Raw genomic sequence first — 25,556 nt, forward strand, 5'->3', positions numbered from 1 at the left:
CACGAACGTGCTGCCCAGGACCATCAGGATCATCGGTGCGCTGCTTGCCACGGTGCCGGTGGCACTGCTGATCATCGTCGCCGGCTCGCCGGCCGCGTCGGCGCACGCCGTTCTGGTCGGCAGCGACCCGCTGGACGGCAGTCGGCTGGCGACCATCCCGGCGCGGGTGACGTTGCGCTTCGATGAACCGGTACAGATCATCGATGGCGGGACCACGGTGATCTCGACCGCAGGCGGTCGCGTCGAGACCGGCGCTCCGGTGGCGGGCGACGGTGGCCGATCAGTGATCATCAACCTGGATCCGGCACCGGGGAAAAAGCCCGCGACCTACCTGGTCAGCTACCGGATCGTGTCGGCCGACAGCCACGTCGTCGTCGGCTCCATCCGCTTCGGAGTGGCCCAGGATCCCACGGCCATCGACCAGCCGGCGCAGGCCGGTGCCGGCCCGCCGGGGGTGGTCTCGGCGATCGGCACCGGCCTGACCTATGCCGGAGTCGTCGGCGCGATCGGCTGCCTGGCGGCGGGATTCCTGCTCTGGCCCTCCGCGCTGCGGTCCCGGCGCCTCAATCCGGTGATCATCGGCGGTCCGGTGCTGATCATGGTCGGTACGCTCGCCCGGCTGATCGCCGCGGCGCCGGCGGCCGAAGGCACCGGCTGGTCGGGAATGCTGCAGCTGGAGGGGCTGCCATTCACCCTGATCGGCTACCTGGGGCGGATGCTGGCGGTCCAGTTCACGCTGGCCGCTGCGCTGCTGCCGCTGTCGCGTGCGATCCGACCACGGCGGGGCGACCAGGCGGCCGATCCGGTCATGCAGACGGGGTGGGCACTGGCCGCGATCGCACTCATCGGCGTGATGGCCGCGTCCGGCCATGGTGGCGCCGGGAACGGGCGGTGGTTCGCGCTGCCGGCGACCGCGCTGCATCTGGCCGCAATGGCGATCTGGATCGGCGGAGTGATCGACCTGCTGCTGGTCGTACGGCCCCGGCTGCGGACGCTTCCCCGGACGACGGGAATGATCATCGACCGCTGGTCGCGGCTGGCGTTCGCCGCGGTCGCAGCCCTGGCACTGTCCGGCGAGCTGCTGGCCTGGCGCCAGATCCAGCCGATCGAGGCGTTGTGGCGGACGCCGTACGGCATCACGTTGTTGATCAAGCTGGGATTGGCCGCGGTCGCGGTGATCATCGGCTGGTTCGGGAGCCGGGTCGCGGCTCGGCGCCGGGACCTCACACACACTCGGCGGATGTTGGTCGCGGAGATCATGATCATGGTCCTGGTGATCGCCGCCGCGACGGTGCTCAGTGCCACCCCGGCGGCCAGGGATCAGTACGGTCCGTCGGCCCAGCTGTCGGCGCCGTTCGGCGGTGACCAGCTCAACGTGCGGGTCGCCGGCACCCGCCGCGGACCGCAGCAGATCATCGTACGGGCGGTGGACGCCGCCGGCCGACCGCTGCCGATCCGGTCGCTGTCCGGGCAGCTGTCCTCGGTGCAGGCCCAGGTCGCTGCGGTCGATGTCAGGTTCCGATCCGGGAGCGGGGAGTGGCACAGCACGGACGCCACCATGCCACTGCCCGGGCTCTGGCAGTTGACCCTGACTGTGACACCGGAGTCCGGCCCGGCCTACGTCACGGAGGTGTCGTACCGGGTCTGGTGATCGAGCCTGGTGATCGAGCCGGGCGATCAGCCGAAATCGGCGGCTCGGGCGGATTCCCATGCCTGCAAGCGTTGTTGGACCTCCGCGCCCAGCCGGTCCAGCACCCGGGCGACCAGATACTCCACCAGCAGCAGCCCGCCGGCCAGGGTGTCCAGCGGCGACGGCGCGTCGACATCGACGATCAGCCGGACCGCAGCCTGCGCGCAGGCGGGCGACCCCGGATCGTCGGTGACCACCACGACGGCCGCGCCCCGGTCTGCGGCCGTCGCGGAAAGCCGGGCAAGCACCGATTGGTAGCGCTGGACATCGAAGATCACCAGGACGTCCCGGGGTCCGAGGTCGACGACCTCCGACAGCGAAGCCCCGAGCGGGTCGACCAGCAGCCGGGCACCCGGCCGCAACGCCTGCAGATTGGTGATCAGGTGCTGGGCCAGGACGGTCGAGAACCGGCCGCCGGCGGCAAACACCTGCCCGCGCAGATCGGCCAGCAGATCGACCGCCGCCTCGATGCCGGCCGCCGGGATCCGCTCGAAGGACTGCACCGCCCGATTGCCGACGACCCGGGCGAAGCCGGCGAGTTCGGCGGTCTCGCCGACGGGTCGGCTCTGCAGTTTGGCCAGTGGTCCGGCGACGGTCCGCAACTCCTCGCGCAACGCCTCCTGAAGCTCGGCGAAGCTTCCGAAATCCAGGGCCCGCACGAATCGGATCACCGTCTGGCTGCTCACCCCTGCTGCCTTGGCCAGGTCGCCCGCTGTCGACAGCCCGGCCGTCGGATAGTCGGCCAGCAGGCGCAGCGCTACCCGGCGTTCACTCGGTCGCAGGGTGGCCGTCTCGATCCGACCGCGGACTCCTGCCGGATGTCCGGGAATCGCTTCATGAGCCGTCTCCCCCGCCATGCCGGCCTCAGGCAGCCTGCGGGTCCCGGGCGATCTCCGGGCCGCCGATGGGACGGAACTCGACCGCCAGTGTCGCCAGATCGACCCGTGCCGCGGTGTCGTGCGCCATCGGCGTCCAGCCGTCGGTGTCGAGCCCGCTGGAGCTGAAGACCACCGATCCCGGATCCTGCCGCCAGGACAGTTGGTAATAGTGATCGAGATGTCCACGAGGCAGGTCGGCACCCCGCCCGGCGGCCAACAGATCGGCGGTGGGATTCAAGGCGCCCTGGTTGGCGTGCACGGCGATCAACTCCACCGGCGAGGCAATGAGCAGGTTCAGCGCCGCCCGCGGGAATCGCGTCCGGAGCCTGGCGATGACGTCGACCACGGCGTCGAATAGGGGAACACCCCGCTCGAGCTCGCGGACCACCAGCGCGAAGACCATGGCCGAATCGGTGCTGCCGCCGATCAGCTCGAGTTCCTCGGGAGTCACCAGCGCCCGCAGCTCGGTGACCGGCGAGACACTGCCATTGTGTGCGAGCACGACGTCGCGCCACTGGAACGGGTGGGTGTTGCTGACCTGGTTGGCCATCCCTGTGGTCGCCAGCCGGAGATGGGTCACCCGCAGCCGGCTCGGCACCCGGGTCAGCGACTCGGTCAGGGCTGCTGCGGCGACCGGGTCGCCCGGATCGCGCAGCCGCGCCATGCCCTGCTTCCCCCAGTCCCGGTCCTCGGCGAGCCAGGCGGTGCCCCAGCCGTCGGCATGCAGCCGGCCCAGCTGCTGGAAGTCGGCACAGCTACCGGCGCCGATCACGTCCAGGTCGGTCAGCGGCTCCAACGATGCGCGTCCGAGCAAGCGGCACATCGCACTCCCTTCGCCTATCGGCTCGGTACCCGACGGTTATCATCCGGCCCGGTGAAGATGTTACGGATCCAACATAATGAGAAATCTGTCGGGTACGTAACACACCCGACACGAATTTGTCAGAGTATGGGGCCATGACCGCTACGCCGTCCCACGCGCCGCTCGCCCATCGTCTGGCCGACCAGGACGTCCGTTTCGTCGTGGGCACGATCTGGAACCCGAACGGGTTGCTGCTGGCCAAGACGGTCCCGGTCCAGCGGGCCGACTCGTTCGCCGAGACCGGTCTGGGCGCCTCACCGACCTGGCACGGGTTCGCGATCGATCACGGCGGTATCGCCTTCACCGACACGATCAGCGCGGTCGGTGACCTGCGCCTGCGGATCGATCCGCAGGCGATCCGGGTCCTCGACGCCGGTTTGGCATGGGCGCCGGCGACGTTCCACACCCAGGACGGCGGGCCGGTCGACGAGTGTGCGCGGACCGCGCTGCTGAGGGTCGAGGCGGCGCTGGCCGAGGCCGGGCTGAGCGCCCGGGTCGGCCACGAACTGGAATTCCAGCTGGCCGCAGCGGACGGCAGCCCGCTGCCCTCGACCGGCTGGGCCCCGTACTCGCTGGCCGGGGTGCTCCAGCACGAGGACTTCGTCCGGGAGTTGTACGCCGCCGCCGACCAGGCCGGTCTCAAGATCGACCAGGTGCACCCGGAGTACGCGGTCCGCCAGTTCGAATTCTCCCTCGAGCCCCAGTCGCCGGTGGCTGCCGCGGACGCGCTGGTGCTTGCACGGCTGATCGTCCAGCGGGTCGCCCGGCGGACCGGTCATACGGTGTCGTTCTCCCCCAAACCCCAGGCCGCCGACGCCGGGAACGGCGCCCACCAGCACTTCTCCCTGACCCGGGACGGCGAGCCGCTGTTCTCCGGCGGCGACGGCATCCGGGGGCTGACCGCCGACGGGGCCTCGGCGATCGGCCGGGTGGTGGAGCTGATCGGCGACCTGCAGGCGGTGCTGGCCGGGTCGGTGCTCTCGACGATCCGGATGGCGCCGGGCACCTGGGCCGGCGCCCACGCCGCCTGGGGCCTGGAGAATCGTGAGGTGGCCGTACGGCTGGTCGCCGCCACGCCGAGCAACCCGCGGGGCGCCAATGTCGAGGTCAAGATCATCGACCCCTCGACGTCGGCCTACATCGCCTCGGCCGCGGTGCTGGCCGCGATGCTCGACGGCATCAGCACGAGCACCCCACTTCCGCCGGAGGCGGACCGGGACCCCGGGTCGCTGACCGAGGCCGAACGGGAGGCTGCCGGGATCGCCGTGCTGACCACCGACCAGCGCGCGGCACTGGACCGGCTGGATGCCAGCACGGCGGTCCGCGGCCTGCTCGGTGACCGGCTGGTGGACGCGATCGTCGCCGGCCGGCGGTACGAAGCCGACCACTACGGCGATCTGGATCCCGAGGACCTGGCCGAACGCTTCCGCTTCGCCTGGGGCTTCTGATGACTGCCTCAGGACCGGACCCGGTCGCCGAGCAGATTGCCGGGCGACTGCGTACGCTCCCGCTCGTCGATCATCACGTGCACGGCTGCTGGCTCGTCGACGGCAGCCGGGGCCGGTTCGAGAATGCGCTCAACGAGGCCGACACCGATCCGCTCCCGGACTGGGACTCGGCCTTCGACACCCAGCTCGGCTTCGCGATCCGGGCCCGCTGCGCGCCGCTGCTCGATCTGCCGGCCCATGCCGAGCCGGACGCGTACTGGCAACGGCGTACCGAGCTGGGCGAGTCGGAAGTGGCCAGGCGGCTGCTGCCTGCCGCAGGGGTCGGGGCCTGGCTGGTCGACACCGGCTTCCAGGGTGAGACCTGCACGCCGCACGAACTCGCGTCGGTCGGCGGCGGCAACGCCCGGGTCGTGCTGCGGCTGGAGGTACTGGCCGAGCAGGCGCTGGCCGCAGGCGGCCACTACCGGACCACCTTCGCAGAATTGCTCGAGGCCGAGACCGTCAGGCACCAGGCGGTCGGCTTCAAGACCGTGATCGCCTACCGCACCGGTTTTGCGATCGACTGGTCCCAGCCGACCCCGGCGGCCGTCGATGAGGCCGCCCGGCGCTGGGCCGGCGTCGGCGGCCGGCTGCTGGATCCGCTGTTGTTGTGCTTCGGCATCCGGACCGCGCTGGCGCTACAAGCCCGCCGCGGTGGCCTGCCGCTGCAGTTCCATGTCGGCTTCGGCGACCGCGACGAGGATCTGCACAGGACCGACCCGCTGCTGTTGTTGCCGCTGTTGCGCGACCCGCTCGCGACGAACGCCTCGATCGCCTTGCTGCACTGCTATCCGTACGAACGCCAGGCCGGCTACCTCGCGCAGGCGTTCTCCGGAGTGCATCTGGACGTCGGGCTGGCGATCAACTATCTCGGCGGCCGCAGCCGGTCGCTGATCGCCCGCAGCCTGGAGTTGGCCCCCTTCCGCAAGCTGCTCTACTCCTCCGACGCCTTCGGCCCGGCGGAGCTGCACTACCTCGGCGCCGACCTGTGGCGGGAAGGCACCGCCGCAGCTCTGGCGTCCCTCGTCTCCGACGGGCACTGGTCGGTGGCAGACGCCCAGCGGGTCGCCGATCTGATCGCCTCCACCAACGCCCGCCGGCTCTACCAGCTCTGAACATCCAGTCCACAGGAGCACCCATGTCCGAAACGTCCAGCGCATCACCCGGCATGACACCAGCCGCTTCGTCGGAGGCCACGACCTCCGGCAGCGGGCTGAAACGCAATCTCAGCGTCTGGGAGGCGATCGGCGTCAGCTTGGCGCTGATGGCCCCGTCGATGGCTGCCAACATCAACCCGCAAGGTACGGCGTCGGTGCTCGGCCGTGCCGTCCCGCTGGCGTTCGCACTGGCCACCGTCGGGGTGCTGCTGATCGCGTACACCTTCGTCCGGCTCAGCCAGCGTTTCAGCCATTCCGGCAGTGTTTACGGCTTCGTGGGCGCCACGCTCGGCCCGCGGGCCGGGATCATCGCCGGCTGGCTCAACGCCGGCACCTACATCTTCTTCGGCGTGGTCACCTCGATGGCAGCCGGCCGCTTCATCAACGACCTGCTGTCCACCTCCGGCTTGTGGTCGGGCGCGCCGGACTGGATGGCCTACATTTTCTCCTGGGTGGTGCTGCTGATCGTCTGGTTCCTGGCCAGCAGGCAGGCCAAGGGCGGCACCCGAGTACTGCTGGTGGTCGAGACCGTCACCGTCGCGCTGATCCTGATCGTGACAGTGATCGTGCTGGTCAAGCTGCTGGGTGGTACGGCGCCGCATGGGCGGACGTTCACCCTGTCGGTCTTCAGCGTCGCCGGGCACGGCGCCTCGACTGTCTTCCTCGGCATCGTCTTCGGTTTCCTGTCCTTCGCCGGCTTCGAGGCTGCCGCCACCCTCGGTGAGGAGGCCCGCGAACCCAAGCGCGACATTCCGCGCGCGATCCTCGGTACGGCGATCTTCGGCGGCGTCTTCTTCGTCGTCGTCACGGCGGTCGAGGTGATGGCCTACGGCACCGATTCCGCCGGCATCCAGACCTTCATCAACTCCGGGTCGCTGATCGGTGATCTTGCCTCCAACTGGGTGACACCGTGGCTGGGAACGATCATCACCATCGGTGCGACCTTCTCCGCGGCGGCCTGCTGCCTGGCCAGTACTGTCGGTGCGTCCCGGTTGATCTTCGCCCTGAGCCGCGACGGCCTCGGCCCCAAGCCGCTCGCCCAGGTCCATGATCGTCACGGCGTGCCCCATCGCGCCGTCGGCGCATCGATCATCGTGATGTTCCTGATCGAGGTGATCGCGCTGCTGGTCTTCCGGTCGTCGTCGCTGAATCTCTTCATCAACAGCGGAACGTCCGGCACGCTGGTCCTGCTGATCGCCTACGGCCTGGCAACGCTCGGTTGCGTCCGGCTGCTGTTCTTCTCCGGTAAGCCGGCGCCCGGTGTGAAGCCGGTACGCCGCTGGGAGCTGGTGATCCCGATCCTGGCGATGGCGCTGCTGGTCTACACCCTGTTCCGCAATGTCGTGCCGCTGCCCAGCGGGGCCGCGCTGTGGGGCCCGGGACTGGCGACCGCCGTCCTGGTGATCGTGCTCGTCGTGGTGCTGGCCCGACCGGCGGCAGCCCGGCGAGCAGGCGAGTTGCTCACCCAGTCGGAGGGACTGCAGGCCGCCCGGCCGTCCACGAGCGATCAGTAGTCCCGTCGTTGGAAGTTGTGCACGGTCCTTGCTCCACGTCAGCTCCGGCCCAGTCATCAGATCGTCATGACGCCCTCGAGCTGCTGGCCGGCAACAGCCCGGCCAGCAGCCCGACGATGATCATCAGACCGGCCAGGATCGCAGCGGACACAGCGAAAGCAGCTCCCAGACCATGATCGACAAGACCGAAGAAGACCACCCCGATGACGGCGACGCCGAGTGCCGAACCGACCTGCTGGACAGTCGCCTGGACACCCGCCGCCGAAGCGACGTGCTCGGGGTCGGCGCCCGCGACGATCAAGGTCACCAGGGAATTGAGGCCAAATCCCTGACCCAGCCCGATCAGGAACAGCCCCGGCAACAGCGCGATGATCGAGTCGCCGGTGCCGATTCCGGCCAGCGTCGCCGACAGGACGACGAAACCCGCAGCCAACACGATCGCGGCAGCCATCAGCACTCGGCGCCCGAACCGGTGGATCAGCCCGGGAGTTGGCAGCAAGGTGATCAAATAGCCGGCAGCGAGAATCCCGAACACCAAACCGGAAGCGACCGGGCCCAATCCCCTGCCCTGCTGCAGATACAGCGCCAGGATCAGGTAGAGCGACGCCTGGCTCGGCTGGTAGAGCAGCATCGCCACGAGGCCGATGCGGACATTGCGGGAGGCGAAGGCCACCGGCTCGAACAACGGCGCACCCCGCGCGCGGCCAGTCGCCGCTGCTGCGCTACCGTGACCGCCAGCAATGCGGCCGCGCCGCCCAGGCTCAGCCAGGACCAGAGCGGCCAGCCCTGCTCGCGTCCCTGGACCAGCGCCAGCATGATCGCACCGAGTGAGGCTCCCACCAGGACCAGACCCAGCAGGTCGATCGGGCGCCGTACGGCCGCCCGGGACTCGGGCACGATCCGCAACAGCGCCAGGGCCAGCACCGACAGCGGCAGATTGATCAGGAAGATCGCCCGCCAGCCGGAGCCGAACAGATCGGCGTTGATCAACAACCCACCGATCAGCTGGCCGCAGATGGCAGCACCGCCCATCACCATCCCGTAGATGCCGAGGGCGCGGCGGCGGTCCGGGCCGGCGTACAGGCCACCAATGATCGCCAGCACCGTCGGCGACATCAGCGCACCGCCGACGCCCTGGACCAGCCGCGCAGTGATCAAGAACGCCGGACCGGCGGCCATCCCGCAACCCAGCGAGGCCAGCGCGAAGAGCGCGATGCCGGCCGCGAGCACCCGGCGACGCCCGACCCGATCGGCCAGCCGGCCACCGGCGATCAGGAAGACCGCCATGGTCAGGCCGTAATTGACGATGAAGAAGTCCTGAGCATCAAGACGCTGCGGCACTATCACGACATCGGACTGCTCCGACCGGCCGAGATCGACCCTGACACCAGCTACCGCCGTTACGACACCGACCAGTTGCCAGAGGCCCAGGTGATCCTGCGGTTGCGTGGTTTCGGGATGCCGCTGGAGGAGGTGCGGCAGGTGTTGCAGGCGCCTGATGCCGCCACCAGGAACGCGGCCATGATCAGCCACCTGGAGCGGATGGAGTCGCGACTGGCCGAGACCCAGTCGGCCGTACGATCACTGCGACGACTGCTGGAGGCCGACGAAACACCGCTGGTGGTCGAGCACCGGCGGATACCCGAGACCTGGGCGATCGGGGTGATCAGCAGGTCCTCCCACCGGCTGAACGGCCCGCTGCTCCCCACGGCCCGGCGGCTGGTCGGCGATGCACTGGCCGAGACCGGGCTGCGGCGGACCGGCCCGGACGGCTCGCTCTACGACGCGGACTTCTTCACCGACGGTGGCTACGCCGAGTTGGGTGAGGTGGTCACCTCGAAGGTCGCCGTCTTCATCCCGGTCGAGCTGCCGGCAGGCGGCCGGTCGGTGGATCTGCCCACCGACCAAGCCGTCAACGAGCGGGTGATCCTGACCCGGGTGCCGGCGGCGGACCTGGCCGTGACCACCCACCTCGGCAGTTGCTCGGAGCTGGATCGCAGTTATGCCAAGCTCGGCAGCTACGTCACCCAGCGGGCGATCGGCGTCGCCGGCCCGATCCGCGAATACCACCTCGATCCGGTCGACGCCCCGGATCCAGGATTGCGGACCGAGGTGGGCTGGCCGGTCTTCCCGCTGCAGTGATACTGGAATCGCGCATCGACAAGCCCAGCGATCGTCGGAGGATCACTGCTGACCGAGCAGGGAGCGTACAGCGCGCAGTCCGACCGACAGCCGGGCGAGATCGGGTTCGGACTCGCTGATCGCCGAGATAGTCTCGATCTCCCGGGCCGCGGTGCCGATCGACGCCTGCCAGCGCTCGAAGAGCTCGTCCGGAGAGGTTGCGTCGTCGCCGAGGCCGAGCAACTCGGCGGTCAGCCGGGCCTGGACCGCGTGCAGATCGTCGCGCAATGCGGCCCGCGCCATCGTCTCCCAGCGATCATCGCGGGGCAGACCCGTGATCTTGTCCAGCAGCCGGTCCAGACCGAGCCGCTGCCCCAACGTGAAATGCACGTCCGCGACCCGGACCGGATCATGATCATCCCGGTTGGCCGTCTGGGTGATCGACAGCGCGGCGTACGCCTGCGGCAGCAACGCGATCGACCCGGCAAGCCCGGCGTCGACGCCGGCCAGTTCGGAACGGGTGCGGTTGCGGTCGTAGGCCTGCTCATCGCGTCCGGTCAACAGCTGCGGGAGCGCGTCGAGCACAGCATCGACTCCGGCTGAGAAGGTGTCAACGACCTCGCAGATCCGCAGTGATCCGCGACGGTTGACCACCAGCCAACGAGTGGCGCGCTCGAGGAGCTTGCGCACCTCAAGCCGGAGCCTTGTCTGCTCGGCGGCGTCGACCTGGTGATCAAGTCGGCCGATCCGCTCCTCCAGGTCATCGGCGCGGAACAGGATCCGGGCCGCGACCTGGGCCCGCATCAGATCGGCGATCGTGGCCGGCGTCTCGCTGCTGAGTCGGTGGAAGCAGGTGATCCCGGCCTGGTTGACGAACCGGTTGACCGCGACCGTGGCGATGATCTCCCGGTGCAGGCGGTGGTTGTCCATCAGCCCCGCATACCGGCTCCGCAGCTGCTCGGGGAAGTAGTCGATCAGCAGGTGCCGCAGGTCCGGATCGTCGGGCAGATCGGTGTCCAGGACTTCACGGTCCAGGACGATCTTGGTGTAGGCGAGCAGGGTCGACAACTCCGGCGTCGTCAGGCCGCGCCGCTGCTTCCGGCGTTCGGCCAGTTCGGTTGTGCTGGGCAGGAACTCAAGCTCCCGGTCCAGCAGTCCCTGACCGGCCAGTCGCTGCATCCAGTCCTCGTGCACGCCGGCCATCGACGGCGCCTCGAATTCGCTGTTGGCCAGGGCCAGATTCTGCGCCTGGTTGTTAGCCAGCACCAGTTCGGCGACCTCGTCGGTCATCGCCGCCAGAAGTGCATCTCTGTCGGTGTCGGTCAGTCGGCCGGAGGCCACCTCGTCGGCGAGCAGGATCTTGATGTTGACCTCGTGATCGCTGGTGTCGACACCCGCCGAGTTGTCGATGAAGTCGGTGTTGATCTTGCCGCCGGCGGACGCGTACTCGATCCGGCCGAGCTGGGTGAATCCGAGATTGCCGCCCTCCCCCACACATCGGGCCCGAAGATCAGCGCCGTTGACCCGCAGGTAGTCGTTCGCCTTGTCGCCGACGTCGGCGTGGCTCTCCCGGGTCGCCTTGACATAGGTGCCGACACCGCCGTTCCAGAGCAGGTCGACGGGGGCCTTCAGGATCGCGCTGATCAACTCCGCGGGTGACAACTTGCTGACATCCCCGGCCAGGTCCAGCACTTCCCGCATCTCGTCGGTGATCTTGATCGCCTTGAGGTGCCGGGCGAAGATCCCGCCGCCCGGCGACAGCAGGCTCTTGTCGTAGTCGTTCCAGCTCGACCGGGGCAGGTCGAAGATCCGCTTCCGCTCGTCCCAGCTGGCAGCGGGATCCGGGTGCGGGTCGATGAAGATGTGCCGATGGTCGAAGGCCGCGACCAGCTTGAGGTGTTTGCTGAGCAGCATTCCGTTGCCGAAGACATCGCCGCTCATGTCGCCGATACCGACCACGGTGACGTCCTGGCTCTGCACGTCCACACCGAGCTCACGGAAGTGCCGCCGGACCGATTCCCAGGCGCCCCGGGCGGTGATCCCCATCTTCTTGTGGTCATAGCCGGCCGAACCACCGGAGGCGAAGGCGTCACCGAGCCAGTAGCCGCGGTCGACCGCGACCTGGTTGGCGATGTCGGAGAAGGTCGCGGTCCCCTTGTCCGCTGCCACGACCAGATACGGATCCTCGTCGTCGTAGCTGATCACCCGGTCCGGGCGGACCACTTCCTGGGCAACGATGTTGTCGGTGACGTCCAGCAGACTGCCGACGAAGATCTTGTAGCAGTCGATTCCCTCGGCCATCCAGGCGTCGCGGTCCGCACTCGGATCCGGCAATTGCTTGCAGTAGAAGCCGCCCTTGGCACCGACCGGGACGATCACGGTGTTCTTGACCATCTGCGCCTTGACCAGCCCGAGCACCTCGGTCCGGAAGTCTTCGGAGCGGTCCGACCAGCGCAGACCGCCGCGCGCCACCGGGCCGAAGCGCAGATGGACCCCCTCCACCCGCGGCGAATAGACGTAGATCTCGTACGCCGGCCTCGGCTCCGGCAGCCCGGGAATCTTGCGAGGCAGCAGTTTCAGCGCGATCGCCGGTCGGTGGGACTGGTAGAAGTTGGTCCGCACCACGGCGTTGATCACCGCCAGATACGACCGGATGATCCGATCATGATCAAGACTGGCAACGTCGTCCAGGCCTGACCGGATCCTGGACAGGATCTCGTCGGCCCGCTTCTTCCTGGTCTCCTGGTCCTCGCCGGCCTCCGGATCGAAACGGGCTGCGAAGATCGCCACCAACTGCCGGCTGATCTCGGTGTTGTCGGCCAGCGCCGAGGCGATGAAGGTCTGGCTGTAATTGCTGCCGCCCTGCCGGAGGTAACGGCCGATGGCCCGCAACAGGCTCACCTCCCGCCAGCCGAGATCGGCACCCATCACCAGTGCGTTGTACGGGTCCGCCTCGGCCAGCCCGGTGTAGGAGGCCCGGAACGCATCCATGAACGACGCCCGGGCGGCGCTGTTCCAGCGCTTCTCGACCCCGGTCCGCCCGCCGGGCACCCGAAAGCCGAATTCGTACACATGGGCCGTCAGCGGGCTGCCGTCCGCAGCAGACCCGAACGGCAGTTCGTAGGGATGCTCGTCGACCACGTCGACGCCCAGCAGCGACAGGTGCGGCAGCACCCGGGACAGCGACAGCTCGGCTCTGGTGCGGAAGATCTTCAACCGCAGATCGGCCTGGTCGCCCTCGTCGTCGGGGCGGTAGAGCGCCAGGGCCAGGTCCTGGCCGGCATTCAGCGTGACACTCGCGCCAGTGCCCGGTCCCGAACCGCGCAGCAGACCGGCCAGTGCCTGCAGATCGGCGAGTCCCTGCGCCGGGGTGAAGTCCTCCTTGTAGCCCTCCGGCAGCGTCCGTGCGATCCGGACCAACTGGTCGGCGCTCAGCCGTCCGGCCCCGCCCCGCTCGCCGATCAAGGCGGCGAAGTTGTCGTCCCAAGACCGGGCGGCGGCGGCCAGCCGTTGCTCCAGTTCCAGCACGTCGACGTCGCCGATGGTCTGTCCCGGCGGGGTCCGGACCACGAAATGCAGCCGCGCCAGGACCGATTCGGAGACCCGGGTCGTGTAATCGACCGAGCCGCCGCCGACGAAGTCGACCAGGACCCGTTCCATCCGGTTGCGGACGGCGGTGGTGTAGCGGTCGCGGGGGAAGTACACCAGGCAGGACAGATAGCGGCCGTAGCCGTCCCTGCGGGCGAACACCCGGACCTGCCGACGTTCCTTGAGCCGGCTGATCCGCTCGACGGTCGGCGCCAGTTCACCGACCGATGCCTGGAACAGCTCGTCCCGGGGATAACCGTTGAGCACGTCCAGGATCGCCTGGGCGCCGTGGCTGCCGGCGGCGTAGCCGGAGCGTTCGAGCACCGCTTCGGCCTTCTGCGCCAGAACCGGGATCCGGGTCACGGAGTCGGTGTAGGCGGTCGAGGCGAAGAGGCCGAGGAAGCGCCGCTCGCCCACGACCCGGCCCTGGTCGTCGAAGCTTCGCAGCCCGATGTAGTCCAGGTAGCTGGGCCGGTGCACCCGGGCCTTGGCGTCGTCCTTGGTGATCACCAGCAGCTGCGGCGTGCCGGGACCCGGCAGCGGTACCGCGGCGAAGGATTCGGCGGCCGCCTGGTCGGCGCGCAGGATGCCGAGACCTGTACCGGGAACGGGGTCCATCGCGTACGGCGACTGTGAGCCGGGCTGCGCGCGTACGGAGAATTCGCGGTAGCCGAGGAAGGTGAAGTTGTCCTCGACCAGCCAGTCCAGGAGGACCCGGGCGGTGTCGACCTCCTCCGGCCGGGTGCCGGGCGCCGGCCGCAGCTGGGTGAAGGCACTGGCTGCCATCAGCCGCATCTTGTCCCAGTCGGCAACTGCTTCGCCGACGTTGCGCAACACCTCCCGCAAACCTGCCTCGAGCTCGGCGTCGGCGGTCTCGCCGGGCTCGACCGCGTCGGTCGGCGCCACCTCGACATGCATCCAGGACTCGCCGATGACCGACGGGTCGCCCGAAGCTTCGGCGACGTGCAGCACCGACTGCAGCCGGCCGGTGACATCGCGGCGGACCAGATACTGCGGATGGAAGACCTCACGGATCGTCCAGCCCTGCCGCAACACCTCCATCGTCACCGAGTCGACCAGGAACGGCTGGTCGTCGGTGACGATCTGGACGACGGTCGCGCCGTTGGCGCTCCAGCCGTCGGCCTGCCGGGACGGGGTGAAAACCCGCACCTTCGCGGTCGCAGATGGACGCTGAGAGGCCAGCCGGAAGTGACTGGCGACGAGGCCGAGCAGGTCGGCGTCGGTGCGGATGTCCACGTCGTCGGCGTCGACGTGGCGGAAGTAGTGGCCCAGGAATTCCCGGACCTGGTCCGGATCCTGTCCGAACTCCCGGGCGATCGCCGCCCCCTGGGAGGCGACCTCCTTCAGTTTGGCGTGCTTGTGCCGCTCGATATCGGCTTCCCGTGTTCGCAACCCGACCGTCCTGGTGTGTCCTCGGCGGCGTACGACCCCGTGCGCCGCTCATCGAGATTAGCCCCGGCGGGAGTGAATTCGCCGGTGTGACCGGTGATGGACGGCAGGTGTTTCCCTCGTACGTCATGATGTGGTTCATGAATATCGATACCCGCGCCGAGTTCGCCGCAACTCCCGACAAGGTGTTCGCGATGCTGACCGACAAGTCCTTCCAGGAGCAGGTCTGCGAGCAGAGCCACGCGACGAACCATGACGTGATCGTTGACGGCAACAACATCAAGACCAGTCGCGATCTGCCGGCTCCCGACGCGGCGCGGCCGTTCACAGGCGCCACCCTGACCGTGGTCGAGGACGTCACCTGGGCCGACGCCGGCGACGACGGCTCCCGGACCGCCACGGTGAACCTGCGGGTGCCCGGCCAGCCGGTGACATTCAACGGCCGGTACCAGCTCTCAGCCGGTGGTGCCGGCAGCACCCTCGCCTTCGCCGGAGAACTGAAGGTCAACGTCCCGTTGCTGGGCAAGAAGCTCGAGGAGGCAGCGGCTCCTGCGGTCCTCGCCGGTTTCGTCACCCAGGAGAAGGTGGGCGCCGACTGGCTGGCCGGCTGAGCCGGTCGTCAGCGCCGTCCTGGTGGCGGCGGCCCTTCGTCACGGCGGTCCTGCTCGGCGTCCTGCTGGCGCTGGCCGGGATCGCCGCGAAGGCGTACCACCTGCATCGCTTCCAGGATGCGGTCACCGCCGACGGAAGGATCCTGAACCAGAATCTGACCTGTTTCCTGAAGGACACCGGCTACGAGCGGATCCGTGTCCGCTTTCCGGTGCCGGGCGGCGAGCACACGGCCTGGGTCAAGCGGCCTTGCTGGGTACGGCCGCCGGACTGGGGCTACGGGCGCGGCGCGATCTGGATCCAGTACGTTCCCACAAATCCCGACCGGCTGCGGATCCTCAGCGACACTTCCGACACCGAGGCGATCAAGGTCCTGGTCGCCGCGATGATCATCTGGGTGGCCGGCGCCTCCGGCATCCGGTTCCTGTTCCGCTGGGAGCCTCCGGAATCGTCCCCAGACACGAAATGATGATGATCGCCTTGCGTCCTCGACGCGACAGCCGCAGCGGATCGATGGTGCTCTCGCCGGCGCCGGTTGTTATCGGAGATCAACTCCTACGCGCTCTGCCGGCCCAGCTCACCCTCCATCCGCACATCAGCGGGCATCGCTCCGGGCTGGTGGTCGCGGCCGGCCTGCGCGGACCTGTTCGACCTTGCCACGCCAGGTCTCCTCCGACCACTGCCACGGCTGTTCTTCTTACTGTTCACGGAATTCTCCTGCTCATATCTCATCCAGCTCGGCAACGTCGTACTGCTGGATCCGGTGATCTTGGTAGCTGATGATCAGCGGATCCGGGAACGGGCTAGTAGTCCAACCCGAACAATTCACCCTCGTGCGAGGACTCGGTGTAGACCGCCTCACCGACCGGTGTCCAGACCCGCTTGTAGGTGCGCATCTGGGAGGGTGAGATCAAGATCGCGGACACCGGGCAGTGCCCCGAGGACCTTGGACGCGAAGTCGTACAGGTCCTGGTAGTGCTCGACGACGACCAGTCCGACCAGGTTGTAGCGGCCCGCCGTCGCCGACAGATACTTCGTCGCGGGATGGCGGGTTAGCGCCAGCGCCGCCGGCTCGAGACTTTCCGGAGCGACCGACAGCCAGACCATGCACTCGCAGGCGTATCCCAACAGCGCAGGCTCGACGAGGGTCCGGAAGGCGATCAGCCCGGTGAACCGACGGAATCTGTCAGACGGCCTTGCCTGCCGTGGAGTCGGTCTGTTGCTCGGCGTCGGCGCGACGCTTCTTGGCCGCCTCCACCGAGGCACGGAGCGCGGCCACGAGGTCGACGACCTCCGCCTCCTGCGGCTCTTCTTCTTCGGCCGGCAACTCGGCGCCCTCGAGCTTGGACTCGACCAGCGTCTCGACCGCCTCCCGGTAGCTGTCGGCGTACGCTCCCGGGTCGAAGTCGCCGGCCAGGGCGTCGATGAAGTTCTGCGCCATCGCGATCTCCCCGTCGGAGACGGTGATGTCGGACGGCGGCGCGACGAAGCCGCCGTCGCGCAGCTCGTCGGGCCACAGCATGGTGTGCATCAGCAGGATGCCGCCCTTCGGCCGAACCAGGGCGAGCGCTTCCCGGGACCGGATCGCGACTTTGACCAGCGCGCAGCGGTTGGTCTTGAGCAGAGCGTCCCGGAGCAGCACGTACGGCTTGACGCCGGGCCCCTCCGCCTCCAGGAAGTAGGTCTTGGCGAAATAGGTCGGATCGATGTCGTCCTCGGCGACGAACTGCACCACCTCGACCTGTTTCATCGTGGGCAACGGCAGCGAGGCCATGTCCTCGGCATCCAGGATCACCACCCGGCCGTCAGGCAGCTCGTAGCCCTTGGCGATCTCGGCGAAGGGAATCTCCTTGCCGCACTTCTCGCAGACGCGCTTGTACTTGATCCGGCCCCCGTCCTCGGGGTGTACCTGGCGGAAACTGACGTCCTTCTCCTCGGTGGCCGAGAACAACTTGACCGGGATGGTGACCAGGCCGAACGAGATGGCGCCCTTCCAGATGGAGCGTGGCATGGCCCTAGTCTGCCCCAGACGACCGACAACATCGGCCTGTCTGCGCTACCAGTCTTCGTCCGGCGTGTGCCAGAGCAACTCGTGATCATCGGTCAGGGCGGTGACCTCTCCAAGCCCGAGCACTGCGTCCAGGCCATCACCAGCTGCCGCGGGCAGCGCCTGTTTGGCTTTCCGGACCGCTTCGACCGCCTCCGGAGCGTCGACGAAGACCGCCCTCACATCGGACCAGTCGAGTCCGGTCACCGTGATCGCCCCGTAGCTGCCGTCGGTGGCGCCGTCGTGGACCCGGGCGATCGGGACGTCGGCGGCCAGCACCAGCCGCCGGTCGTCACCCGAGGTGGCCAGGCCGGCCAGGGAGGCGTACAACTGCGCCGCGTAATCGGCGTCCTCGCGTTCGTCCGGGCGATAGTCGTGGGCCTTGATCATCTGTCCGGTCGCGGCGAATGCGGAGAACTGCTCGTCGGAACTGCCTGCTGCCCGGAGCGCCGTCGCGTGATCATGGTCGGCCGGGATGAAGACCATCATCCGAGGAACAGGCTTCACGATGTGGTCTCCCCTGGTTCGTCGGTGTCCGGTGCAGTGCGCTTCTTCGCCGCTGCCTTCGTCGCCGCTGTCTTCTTCGTCGTCTTCGTCGCCGTCGCCTTCTTCGCGGCTGCTTTCTTGGCGGCTGCTTTCTTGGCAGCTGACTTCTTGGCGGCGGATTCCTTACGGGCCTGGACTCTGGCCTTGGCCTCGGCAGTTGCCGCACGCGTCGGCGGTCGGTGCGCGCGGGCCCGGACCGTTGTATCCAGCAATTCTTCCAGAGCGTCGGTCATGCACTGGGCGAGCACGTCGAGATCGCGGAAGGCGTCCCTGTCAGCGTTCAGCCCGATGAAGATCCGGCCGTTGTACGACGTCGCACCGATCGCCAGCAGATGCCCGCTGGACAGTGGGATGATCGGATAGCTCGCCACCAGCGGCGCGGAGCCGAGATAGACCGGCGCCTGCGGACCCGGCGCGTTGGTGATCAAGAGATCGTACGGCCTGCGGGTCGGTTCGCCGGCCGTCCGGACGCCGAGATCATGCAAGGTGACCGGCGCGAATCCGGCGATGTCGGAGATCGTCCGCGCTCCGATGGCCTGGCCGGAATCCTTGTGTGCCTGGGTCCCGTACCCGATCTGGTGCAGTCTGATCGACGCATTCGCCTCACCCACGGGCAGCCGCATCAGGTGCGGCACGACCCTGCTGCCCAGCGACGATGCCTCCGGCGAATCGGGATCCTCCAGAGCGCTCATCGGCACCAGGGCGGTCACCGATGAGGCCGGGCCGATGGTCTCGCCGCGGGTCATCAGCCAGGATCTCAGCCCCCCGGTGATCATCGCCAGGACGACGTCGTTGATGGTGTGATCATGTTCGGTGCGGACCGCGCGAAGATCATCGAGGTCGGCCGAGATCACCGCCACCCGGCGCTGTTCGGAGACCATCCCGGCCAGCGGCGTACGGCCCGGTATCCGGGTGCCGCGCAGCGCGTCGGCGGCGAGATCGCTGAGTGCGCCGCTGAAGCCGACCGCTTCGCTGACGGCGACGGCGACTCCAACGGCGTCGGTCAGCGCATGCTGGAAATTGGCCAGCGTCCGGGTCGGATCCCGCAGCCCCTCGGTCACCGCTCCGGCGACCAGCTCGATCGCCGAGGGCTCGGGCAGCGGATGCCAGTTGTCCTGGGGATCCACCGGTTCGTCCGGGCTGTTGTCGAGCAGGACCTGAATCAGGTCGACCGTGTCCAGCCCGTTCACCAGCGCCTGGTGGGTCTTGCCGACCAGCGCAAAGCCGTCGTCCTCGAGACCCTCGACGAAATACAGCTCCCACAGCGGACGGGTGCGATCGATCCGCCGGGAGAGCACCCGGCCGGCGAATTCCCGCAGCTGCTGCCGGTTGCCCGGTCTCGGCAGCGCGGAGCGCCGGACGTGGAAGGTGAGATCGAAGTCGTTGTCGTCGACCCAGACCGGGTCGGCGAGCCGGCCAGGGACGCCGAGGATGCGCTGTCGGTAGCGCGGCACGTACCGGATCCGGTCCCGGATCAGTCCGATCAGCCGCTCGTAGTCGAAGCCGTCCGGTCCGGGGGCGAAGATGTCGACGGTCCCCACCGTCGCCGGCGTCCGGGCGGTGTCGAGCGCGAGCGTCGTCTGCTCCAACGCCGTCAATCGGTCCGGCATCCGCCCTCCGCTCCGTCCGACCCGGTTCCGACTCCGGATCTGCACATCCCGGATCAGGTTACCCAGCGGCCCGCACGAGGGTGCCCGTCGGTGGTTCCAGCCTCTCCTCAATGAATAGCCCGCCGGGTTCACGACACGCCAGCCCCCTGTCGCAGGGCGAGAGATGCCGTCGTCGTCGCGCCTCCGGGCGCCTGATCTTGGTATCAAGGAAGCCCACGACCCAGGAGGAGATCCAACGTGTCCGGTCAGGAAGCTGCTCTGGAGCCGAAGCTGATCATCGTCAGCGGTCAGGCCGGCTCGGGCAAAACCACGCTGACCCATCGGCTGGCCGCCCGGATCGGCTGCCCGGCCATCTGCCGGGACGAGATCAAGGAAGGTCTGGTGCTGTCCCACGGTCCCGGATTCTTGGCGGGCGTCTCTGACCCGCTGACCATGCGCGCCTTTCCGATCTTCTTCGAGACCCTGGGGCTGCTGCTGCGAGGCGGGGTGACGATCATCGGCGATGCCGCATTCCAGCACCCACTGTGGTCCCGAGGACTGCAGCCGCTGCTCGGACTGGCCGACCTCAGGGTGATCCGCTGCCGCGCCGAGGACGAGGTGATGTTGCGGCGCCGCCGGGAGCGGATGGCTTCAGTGCCGACTCGGGCCGCCCACGCGGATGCGGGCACCCTGGAGACCGTCGCCGCGGACTGGGAGGCGATCCACCTGGAAGTCCCGACGCTGGACGTGGACACCACCGACGGCTACCGGCCGACAATCGAGGAGATCGCAGCCTTCGCGACGACATGAGACACGGCCTCGAACACGGCATGAAATCGAACACGGCGTGAAATCGAGTGCGCATGATCATGGAATCTGAAACGGTGAGCACCGTGAGCGAGCACACCGCAGTCAATCGTGCCTTCTGGGACGAGGTGGCGCCGCATCACGCGGCGTCGGCGTTCTACGCGACCGAAAGTTTCGTCGACGACCCGGACAGCCTCGGCGCGATCGAGAAGGCCGAGCTCGGTCCGGTGGCCGGGCTGGAGATCTGCCATCTGCAGTGCCACATCGGACTGGACACCCTGTCGCTGGCCCGGAGCGGCGCGACCGTGACCGGCGTCGACTTCTCCACCGAGTCGCTGCGGATAGCCCGCCGGCTGTCGACCCGAACGACGATCAACGCCACGTTCGTCGAGTCCGACGTACTGGACGCGGCCGCTACCTTGGGCCGCAGGTACGACCTGGTATTCACGTCCCGCGGGGTGCTGATGTGGCTCGGTGATCTCGACCGCTGGGCGCGCAACTGCGTCGACCTGATCCGTCCCGGCGGCAGGTTCTACCTGCTGGACATCCATCCGCTGGCAATGGCACTGGAGCCCTTCCCCGGCGGATACCGCCTGGCGTCGACGTACTTCGGCGGCGGTGAACCGAGCGTCACGTCGGAGGACAGGTCGTACGCGGTGCGGGACGTCGGCCTGACGAACCAGGAGACACACGAATGGATCCACCCGGTCGGTGCAGTGGTGACCGCGCTGGCGAAGGCAGGTCTGGTGATCGACTTCCTGCGCGAGCATCCCGGCGACGACCACACCCCGACGACACTGTCGTCCGACTCGCACGATCACCTGTTGCCGGCCCTGTTCTCGGTCGGTGGCCATCTATCGCAATGACCACAGGGTGCTATTGGTCCTTGGGTGCGGAGTGCGCGGACGCGTTCTGACCCTCGTGGTCGAACGACACGTCGACATGCTCGAATCCCTTGTTCCGCTGGGCCTTGGCCGCATCGGAGTAGGCCCGGCGGTCACCGCGGGTCAGGTCGACGTTGTCGGTGAACGGAGTGAGCAACGCGCGGGGATAGAGCTGCTTGGTGCGCACGACGTTGATCTCGACCGAGAACACCAGCGCCATCGCCGCCAGGTACAGCCAGGCGATCAGGCCGAGCACGAACGCGAAGGTGCCGTTGACGATGGTCGCCCGTTGGACCACATGGCTGATGTAGGCCGTGCCGAAGGTCTGCAGCAATTGCCAGAGCACCGCGGCAGTCACAGCTCCCGGCAGCATCTCGCCGAGCGTGAGTCGGCGGGCCGTGGAGATCCGGAAGACCACCAGGAAGATCAGGACGTTGAGCACGATCGATCCGGCCAGGGCCAGCGCGGTGGACAACACTCCCAGATCCGGCCCGATGGCCCCGACGCTGGTGGTCAATGCCGACAAGATGGTCACCCCGACGACCCCCAGGCCGGCGGTCCCGACCAGAGCGAGACTCCGCAGCCGGGACCTGATCGGATCGGGACGGCGGTTGCGCGGAACCGCCCAGGCGACATTCATCACGTTCTGCGCCGCCTGGGCCGCCCCCAGGCTGCCGTACAACGCCCCCACCAGACCGACCACCAACGCCACCGGGCTGCCGCGGAGACCGGCCGAACTTCTGATCTGGGTGCCGATCCCCGGGAATTGACTGAGGGCCGAATGCAGGATCCGCTGCTGCAGTCCAGGATCGGCCTGCAGCACGAATCCGAGCACCGAACTCAGCACCAGCAGCAGCGGGACCAGCGACACCAGGCCGTAGTAGGCGACCAACGCGGCCAGATAGCTGCCTTGATCATCGATGTACTTGTAGACCACCGCGATCGGCAGGCCCGTCCAGCGGTGCTCCCGTTGGAAACGATCAACGTGCGCGCTCGCTGACATCCCGCTCTCCGTCCGCCGGGCCAACCCGATTCGATCCGCGAGCGGTCAACTGGACCGTCGCGGGTCCGTACGCCCTTTACCCAGTCGATCCCGGCAGGGGTCTGGGATATGACCAGAATCCGATACGACACGCAGAACAGCTACATCTGGGTAGTTACATCCCTGTCATTCCCATATATAGTGATTCGTGCAACTGGTTCTGTCGGCCACCCAGGTCGGCGGAGGCAACAGGGAACCCGGTGCGAGACCGGGACTGCCCCGCAGCGGTAATCGAGAACGACCGTCGTCACAACCACTGGACGCACCCAGCGTCCGGGAAGGGACGGCCAGTAGGTGATCGGCGTGCTCCTCGCCAGGGAGCCGCCACCCGATCGTGCTCGTGAGTCCGAAGACCTGCCAGTTCGCCGACGCCCCGGACGACCTCTGCTCCAGAGGAACCGGTCGGTGTTTGGTGGTCCGCGGCCGCGAGGGACGGCCAGGGGCCGGATCGGTGACGACACGAGATCGCTGTCGGTCGCCCGACCCGTCGTCCTTGACTCTCCCCCGCCCTGCGGATGCCCGACCAGGTCATGCATTCACGAGGGATGGACAGATGACGATCAACACCAGCTCCAGCAACACCAGCACAACCGACATCACCGTCGTCAAGCGCGACGGCAGCATCGAGCCGTACGACGGCTACGAGATCGCACGATCGATCGAGGAGGCCGCCTGCGGCCTGGACGACTCGGTCACCCGCGCCACCCAGATCCAGTCCGATCTGGAGATCACGCTCTTCGACAAGATCACCACCACCCAACTCGACGAGGCCGTCATCCAAGTCGCGCTGGGCAACGTCAAGGACGATCCCGCCTTCGACCAGATCGCCGCGCACCTGTTGATCAAGACGCTCTACAAGGCGGTGCTCGGCGACGGGGTCCACCGGACCACCGTCCGCGATCGGCATCGCGAGCGCTTCGCCGGTTACCTGCGGGCCGGGGTCGACGCCGGACTGCTGGACCACCGACTGGTCGAGCTCTTCGATCTTGATCGGCTGGCTTCGGCACTCGACCCGGATCGTGATGACCTGCTGCACTACATCGGGGCGCAGACGATGCGCACCCGATACATGATCACCGACCATGAGCGCCGCCCGCTCGAGGTGCCGCAGTTCTTCTGGATGCGAGTCGCGATGGGCCTGACGCTCAACGAGACCGATCCGACACCGGTCGCGATCTCCTTGTACGACAAGATGTCCCGGCTGGAGTACCTCGCCGCCGGATCGACGCTGGTCAACGCCGGCACCGCCTATTCCCAGCTGTCCAACTGCTTCGTGATGCAGGCCGAGGACGACATCGACCACATCGCCAAGTCCATCCGTGACGTCATGTGGATCACCAAGGGCACGGGCGGCATCGGCTTCTCGGTCAGCAAACTGCGCAGCGAGGGCTCGCCGATCCGGTCCAACAACACCACCTCGACCGGTCCGATACCTTTCATGCACACCATCGATTCGACGCTGCGGGCGGTGTCCCGCGGCGGCAAGAAGTTCGGCGCCCTGTGCTTCTACCTGGAGAACTGGCACCTCGACTTTCCGCAGTTCCTCGACCTGCGGCAGAACTCCGGCGATCCCTATCGCCGTACTCGGACCGCAAACACCGCGGTCTGGATCTCCGACGAATTCATGAAGCGGGTCGAGAACGACCAGGACTGGTATCTCTTCGACCCACTCGAGGTCGGCGATCTCGTCGAACTCCACGGCGCCGACTTCTCCCGCCGCTATGCCGAATACGTCGACATGGCCGAGTGTGGCGAGATCAAGCGCTTCACCAGGATCAGGGCGCGTGAGCAGTGGCGGTCGATCCTGATCTCCCTACAGACCACCTCGCATCCGTGGCTGACCTGGAAGGACACGATCAACACCCGGGCCCTGAACAACAACACCGGCGCCATCCACCTGTCCAACCTGTGCACCGAGATCTGCCTGCCGCAGGACCGGGACAACATCAGCGTCTGCAACCTGGCCTCGGTCAACCTGTCCAAGCATCTGGTCTGGGCGAAGCAACAGGCCCAGGTCGACTGGAAGCGGCTTGCCGAGTCGACCCGGCTCGCCGTCCGGCAACTGGACAACTTGATCGACATCACGATCTCCTCGGTGCCGGAATCCGAACGCTCCAACGAGCTGAACCGGGCGGTCGGCCTGGGACTCATGGGTTTCACCGACGTGATCGAGCGTCTGGGGATCAGCTATGAGAGCGAGGAGGCGTACGACCTCATCGACAAGCTGACCGAATTCGTCAGCTGGCATGCGATCGACGCCAGTGCCGATCTTGCTCGCGAGCGTGGTGCGTATGCCAACTTCGCCGGCTCCCGCTGGTCGCAGGGACTGGTCCCGGTGGACACTCTGGACGAGCTGCAGGCCGATCGCGACACCCCGGTCGAGGTCGACCGAACTACCCGCCTGGACTGGGATTCGTTGCGTACCAAGGTGAAGGGCGGGATACGGAACGCCACCCTGATGGCGATCGCACCGACCGCCTCGATCGGCCTGGTCGCCGGTACGACGCCCGGGCTCGACCCCCAATTCAGCCAGCTCTTCAGCCGGGCCACCTCGGCCGGCAAGTTCCTGGAGGTCAACCGGAACCTCGTTCGTGATCTTGTCGAACGCGGTCTCTGGGACGATGTCAAGGACGATCTGCTGCGCGCCCAGGGTGATCTGTCCAAGATCAGCGGCGTGCCGAGGGACTTGAAGGAGATCTACCGGACCAGCTTCCAACTGTCCCCGTACGCCTACCTCAACGTCGCAGCCCGGGCACAGAAGTGGATCGACCAGGCGATCAGCCGCAACATCTACCTGGCCAGCCGCGATGTCGGCGAGATGGTCGATCTCTACAGCACCGCGTGGAGGATGGGCGTCAAGACCACCTACTACCTGCACATGATGCCCCGGCACACCGCGGAGCAGAGCACGGTCAAGATCAACAAGGCCGAGCAGCTGCGCACCGGCGACGCCGAGAGCGAACGCTCCGGGGGCCGCCGCGGTTTCGGTGGCTTCGCACGGCCCGCCTCGCCCTCATCGCCGGCGACCGAGGACCGGGCGCCGCATGCAGCACTGCAGGCCGAGAACCGCACCCAGCTCCCGGTCATCGAGGCCGACGCGCCGCGGGTCACCGAGCACGAGGGCTACGACTCCGAGGAGGTCGACGGCGCTTACTGCCCCATCGACCCGCAGGAGCGCCTGCAGTGCGAGTCCTGCCAGTAACTCCCCACCCAGGCCGAGGGGTCACATACTCCTCAATAATCGCGGCGTGTCGTCGTGCCGCTGATCCCGAGCCGAGAAGCCGTCGACGACACACCGCACAGATGAGGGATTTTGTGACCCCTC

General features: G+C 67.8%; 20 protein-coding genes and 1 riboswitch. Of the genes, 10 read left to right on the plus strand and 10 right to left on the minus strand.

Annotation, left to right across the window (positions count from 1 at the left end; genetic code table 11):
• Window positions 1-7 precede the first annotated feature (7 nt).
• Window positions 8-1,651, plus strand: a complete 1,644-nt coding sequence (locus IEY07_RS13030) for a copper resistance CopC/CopD family protein (RefSeq protein ID WP_188895825.1) — start codon at window positions 8-10, stop codon at window positions 1,649-1,651.
• A 26-nt stretch (window positions 1,652-1,677) separates the two neighbouring features.
• Here the strand turns inward: IEY07_RS13030 and IEY07_RS13035 are convergent, their stop codons facing one another.
• Window positions 1,678-2,547: a MurR/RpiR family transcriptional regulator gene (locus tag IEY07_RS13035; protein ID WP_188895826.1), complete on the minus strand. Its 870-nt coding sequence runs from the start codon at window positions 2,545-2,547 to the stop codon at window positions 1,678-1,680.
• A 7-nt stretch (window positions 2,548-2,554) separates the two neighbouring features.
• Window positions 2,555-3,391, minus strand: a complete 837-nt coding sequence (locus IEY07_RS13040) for a class II glutamine amidotransferase (protein WP_188895827.1) — start codon at window positions 3,389-3,391, stop codon at window positions 2,555-2,557.
• Between the two features lie 134 nt (window positions 3,392-3,525).
• Here IEY07_RS13040 and IEY07_RS13045 point away from each other — a divergent pair, with 134 nt between their 5' ends.
• From IEY07_RS13045 to IEY07_RS13055, 3 genes are read left to right on the plus strand one after another with little or no spacing between them, the layout of a single operon-like run.
• Window positions 3,526-4,878 (plus strand): type I glutamate--ammonia ligase, encoded by a 1,353-nt coding sequence (locus IEY07_RS13045; protein WP_188895828.1) that lies wholly within the window; start codon window positions 3,526-3,528, stop codon window positions 4,876-4,878.
• Entirely contained in the window at window positions 4,878-6,032 is a 1,155-nt protein-coding gene (locus tag IEY07_RS13050) for an amidohydrolase family protein (RefSeq protein ID WP_188895829.1), read from the plus strand. Before IEY07_RS13045 ends, IEY07_RS13050 begins: the two co-directional genes overlap by 1 nt.
• A 23-nt stretch (window positions 6,033-6,055) precedes the next feature.
• Window positions 6,056-7,588 carry an APC family permease gene (locus IEY07_RS13055; protein ID WP_229670060.1) on the plus strand — a complete coding sequence of 511 codons (1,533 nt, stop codon included), beginning with the start codon at window positions 6,056-6,058 and terminating at the stop codon, window positions 7,586-7,588.
• 64 nt (window positions 7,589-7,652) lie between these two features.
• Here IEY07_RS13055 and IEY07_RS13060 read toward each other — a convergent pair whose 3' ends face one another.
• Both IEY07_RS13060 and IEY07_RS13065 read right to left on the minus strand, forming a co-directional pair.
• Complete coding sequence (locus tag IEY07_RS13060) at window positions 7,653-8,219, minus strand: MFS transporter (protein ID WP_229670112.1); 567 nt, start codon at window positions 8,217-8,219, stop codon at window positions 7,653-7,655.
• A complete protein-coding gene (locus tag IEY07_RS13065) occupies window positions 8,180-8,935 on the minus strand; it encodes an MFS transporter (protein WP_188895831.1) in 756 nt (251 codons plus the stop codon). The genes IEY07_RS13060 and IEY07_RS13065 overlap by 40 nt, the downstream gene beginning before the upstream one ends.
• A gap of 27 nt (window positions 8,936-8,962) precedes the next feature.
• Here IEY07_RS13065 and IEY07_RS13070 point away from each other — a divergent pair, with 27 nt between their 5' ends.
• Window positions 8,963-9,730, plus strand: coding sequence for a MerR family transcriptional regulator (locus IEY07_RS13070; protein WP_229670113.1), 768 nt, complete (start codon window positions 8,963-8,965; stop codon window positions 9,728-9,730).
• 42 nt (window positions 9,731-9,772) lie between these two features.
• On the opposite strand, the gene IEY07_RS13075 is transcribed toward IEY07_RS13070, so the two are convergent.
• On the minus strand, window positions 9,773-14,710 hold the full coding sequence (locus IEY07_RS13075) for an NAD-glutamate dehydrogenase (protein ID WP_188895832.1): 4,938 nt from the start codon (window positions 14,708-14,710) through the stop codon (window positions 9,773-9,775).
• Window positions 14,711-14,847: 137 nt separating this feature from the next.
• Here IEY07_RS13075 and IEY07_RS13080 point away from each other — a divergent pair, with 137 nt between their 5' ends.
• Window positions 14,848-15,318 (plus strand): DUF2505 domain-containing protein, encoded by a 471-nt coding sequence (locus tag IEY07_RS13080; RefSeq protein ID WP_188895833.1) that lies wholly within the window; start codon window positions 14,848-14,850, stop codon window positions 15,316-15,318.
• Window positions 15,319-15,527: 209 nt separating this feature from the next.
• Complete coding sequence (locus IEY07_RS13085; protein ID WP_188895834.1) at window positions 15,528-15,785, plus strand: hypothetical protein; 258 nt, start codon at window positions 15,528-15,530, stop codon at window positions 15,783-15,785.
• Between the two features lie 389 nt (window positions 15,786-16,174).
• On the opposite strand, the gene IEY07_RS13090 is transcribed toward IEY07_RS13085, so the two are convergent.
• The 4 genes from IEY07_RS13090 to IEY07_RS13105 are packed head-to-tail and all read right to left on the minus strand — an operon-like array spanning window position 16,175 to window position 19,519.
• On the minus strand, window positions 16,175-16,444 hold the full coding sequence (locus IEY07_RS13090) for an Lrp/AsnC ligand binding domain-containing protein (RefSeq protein ID WP_188895835.1): 270 nt from the start codon (window positions 16,442-16,444) through the stop codon (window positions 16,175-16,177).
• A gap of 58 nt (window positions 16,445-16,502) precedes the next feature.
• Complete coding sequence (gene ku / locus IEY07_RS13095) at window positions 16,503-17,327, minus strand: non-homologous end joining protein Ku (protein ID WP_188895836.1); 825 nt, start codon at window positions 17,325-17,327, stop codon at window positions 16,503-16,505.
• A gap of 45 nt (window positions 17,328-17,372) precedes the next feature.
• Window positions 17,373-17,870 carry a DUF6912 family protein gene (locus IEY07_RS13100; RefSeq protein ID WP_188895837.1) on the minus strand — a complete coding sequence of 166 codons (498 nt, stop codon included), beginning with the start codon at window positions 17,868-17,870 and terminating at the stop codon, window positions 17,373-17,375.
• Window positions 17,867-19,519, minus strand: coding sequence for a wax ester/triacylglycerol synthase family O-acyltransferase (locus IEY07_RS13105; RefSeq protein WP_188895838.1), 1,653 nt, complete (start codon window positions 19,517-19,519; stop codon window positions 17,867-17,869). Before IEY07_RS13105 ends, IEY07_RS13100 begins: the two co-directional genes overlap by 4 nt.
• A gap of 237 nt (window positions 19,520-19,756) precedes the next feature.
• On the opposite strand from IEY07_RS13105, the gene IEY07_RS13110 reads away from it, so the two are divergent.
• Together IEY07_RS13110 and IEY07_RS13115 are read left to right on the plus strand one after the other, a co-directional pair.
• Window positions 19,757-20,308 carry a P-loop nucleotide/nucleoside kinase family protein gene (locus IEY07_RS13110; RefSeq protein WP_229670061.1) on the plus strand — a complete coding sequence of 184 codons (552 nt, stop codon included), beginning with the start codon at window positions 19,757-19,759 and terminating at the stop codon, window positions 20,306-20,308.
• Window positions 20,309-20,382: 74 nt separating this feature from the next.
• Window positions 20,383-21,171, plus strand: coding sequence for a class I SAM-dependent methyltransferase (locus IEY07_RS13115; RefSeq protein WP_188895839.1), 789 nt, complete (start codon window positions 20,383-20,385; stop codon window positions 21,169-21,171).
• Between the two features lie 10 nt (window positions 21,172-21,181).
• Here the strand turns inward: IEY07_RS13115 and IEY07_RS13120 are convergent, their stop codons facing one another.
• Window positions 21,182-22,192 (minus strand): YihY/virulence factor BrkB family protein, encoded by a 1,011-nt coding sequence (locus IEY07_RS13120; RefSeq protein WP_188895840.1) that lies wholly within the window; start codon window positions 22,190-22,192, stop codon window positions 21,182-21,184.
• Between the two features lie 177 nt (window positions 22,193-22,369).
• Window positions 22,370-22,607: riboswitch (cobalamin riboswitch) on the plus strand.
• A gap of 177 nt (window positions 22,608-22,784) precedes the next feature.
• Here IEY07_RS13120 and IEY07_RS13125 point away from each other — a divergent pair.
• Window positions 22,785-25,433 (plus strand): ribonucleoside-diphosphate reductase subunit alpha, encoded by a 2,649-nt coding sequence (locus IEY07_RS13125; protein ID WP_188895841.1) that lies wholly within the window; start codon window positions 22,785-22,787, stop codon window positions 25,431-25,433.
• Window positions 25,434-25,556 lie beyond the last annotated feature (123 nt).

It is taken from the genome of Microlunatus endophyticus, assembly GCF_014646195.1.
GTDB classification, from domain to species: Bacteria; Actinomycetota; Actinomycetes; order Propionibacteriales; family Propionibacteriaceae; genus Microlunatus; species Microlunatus endophyticus.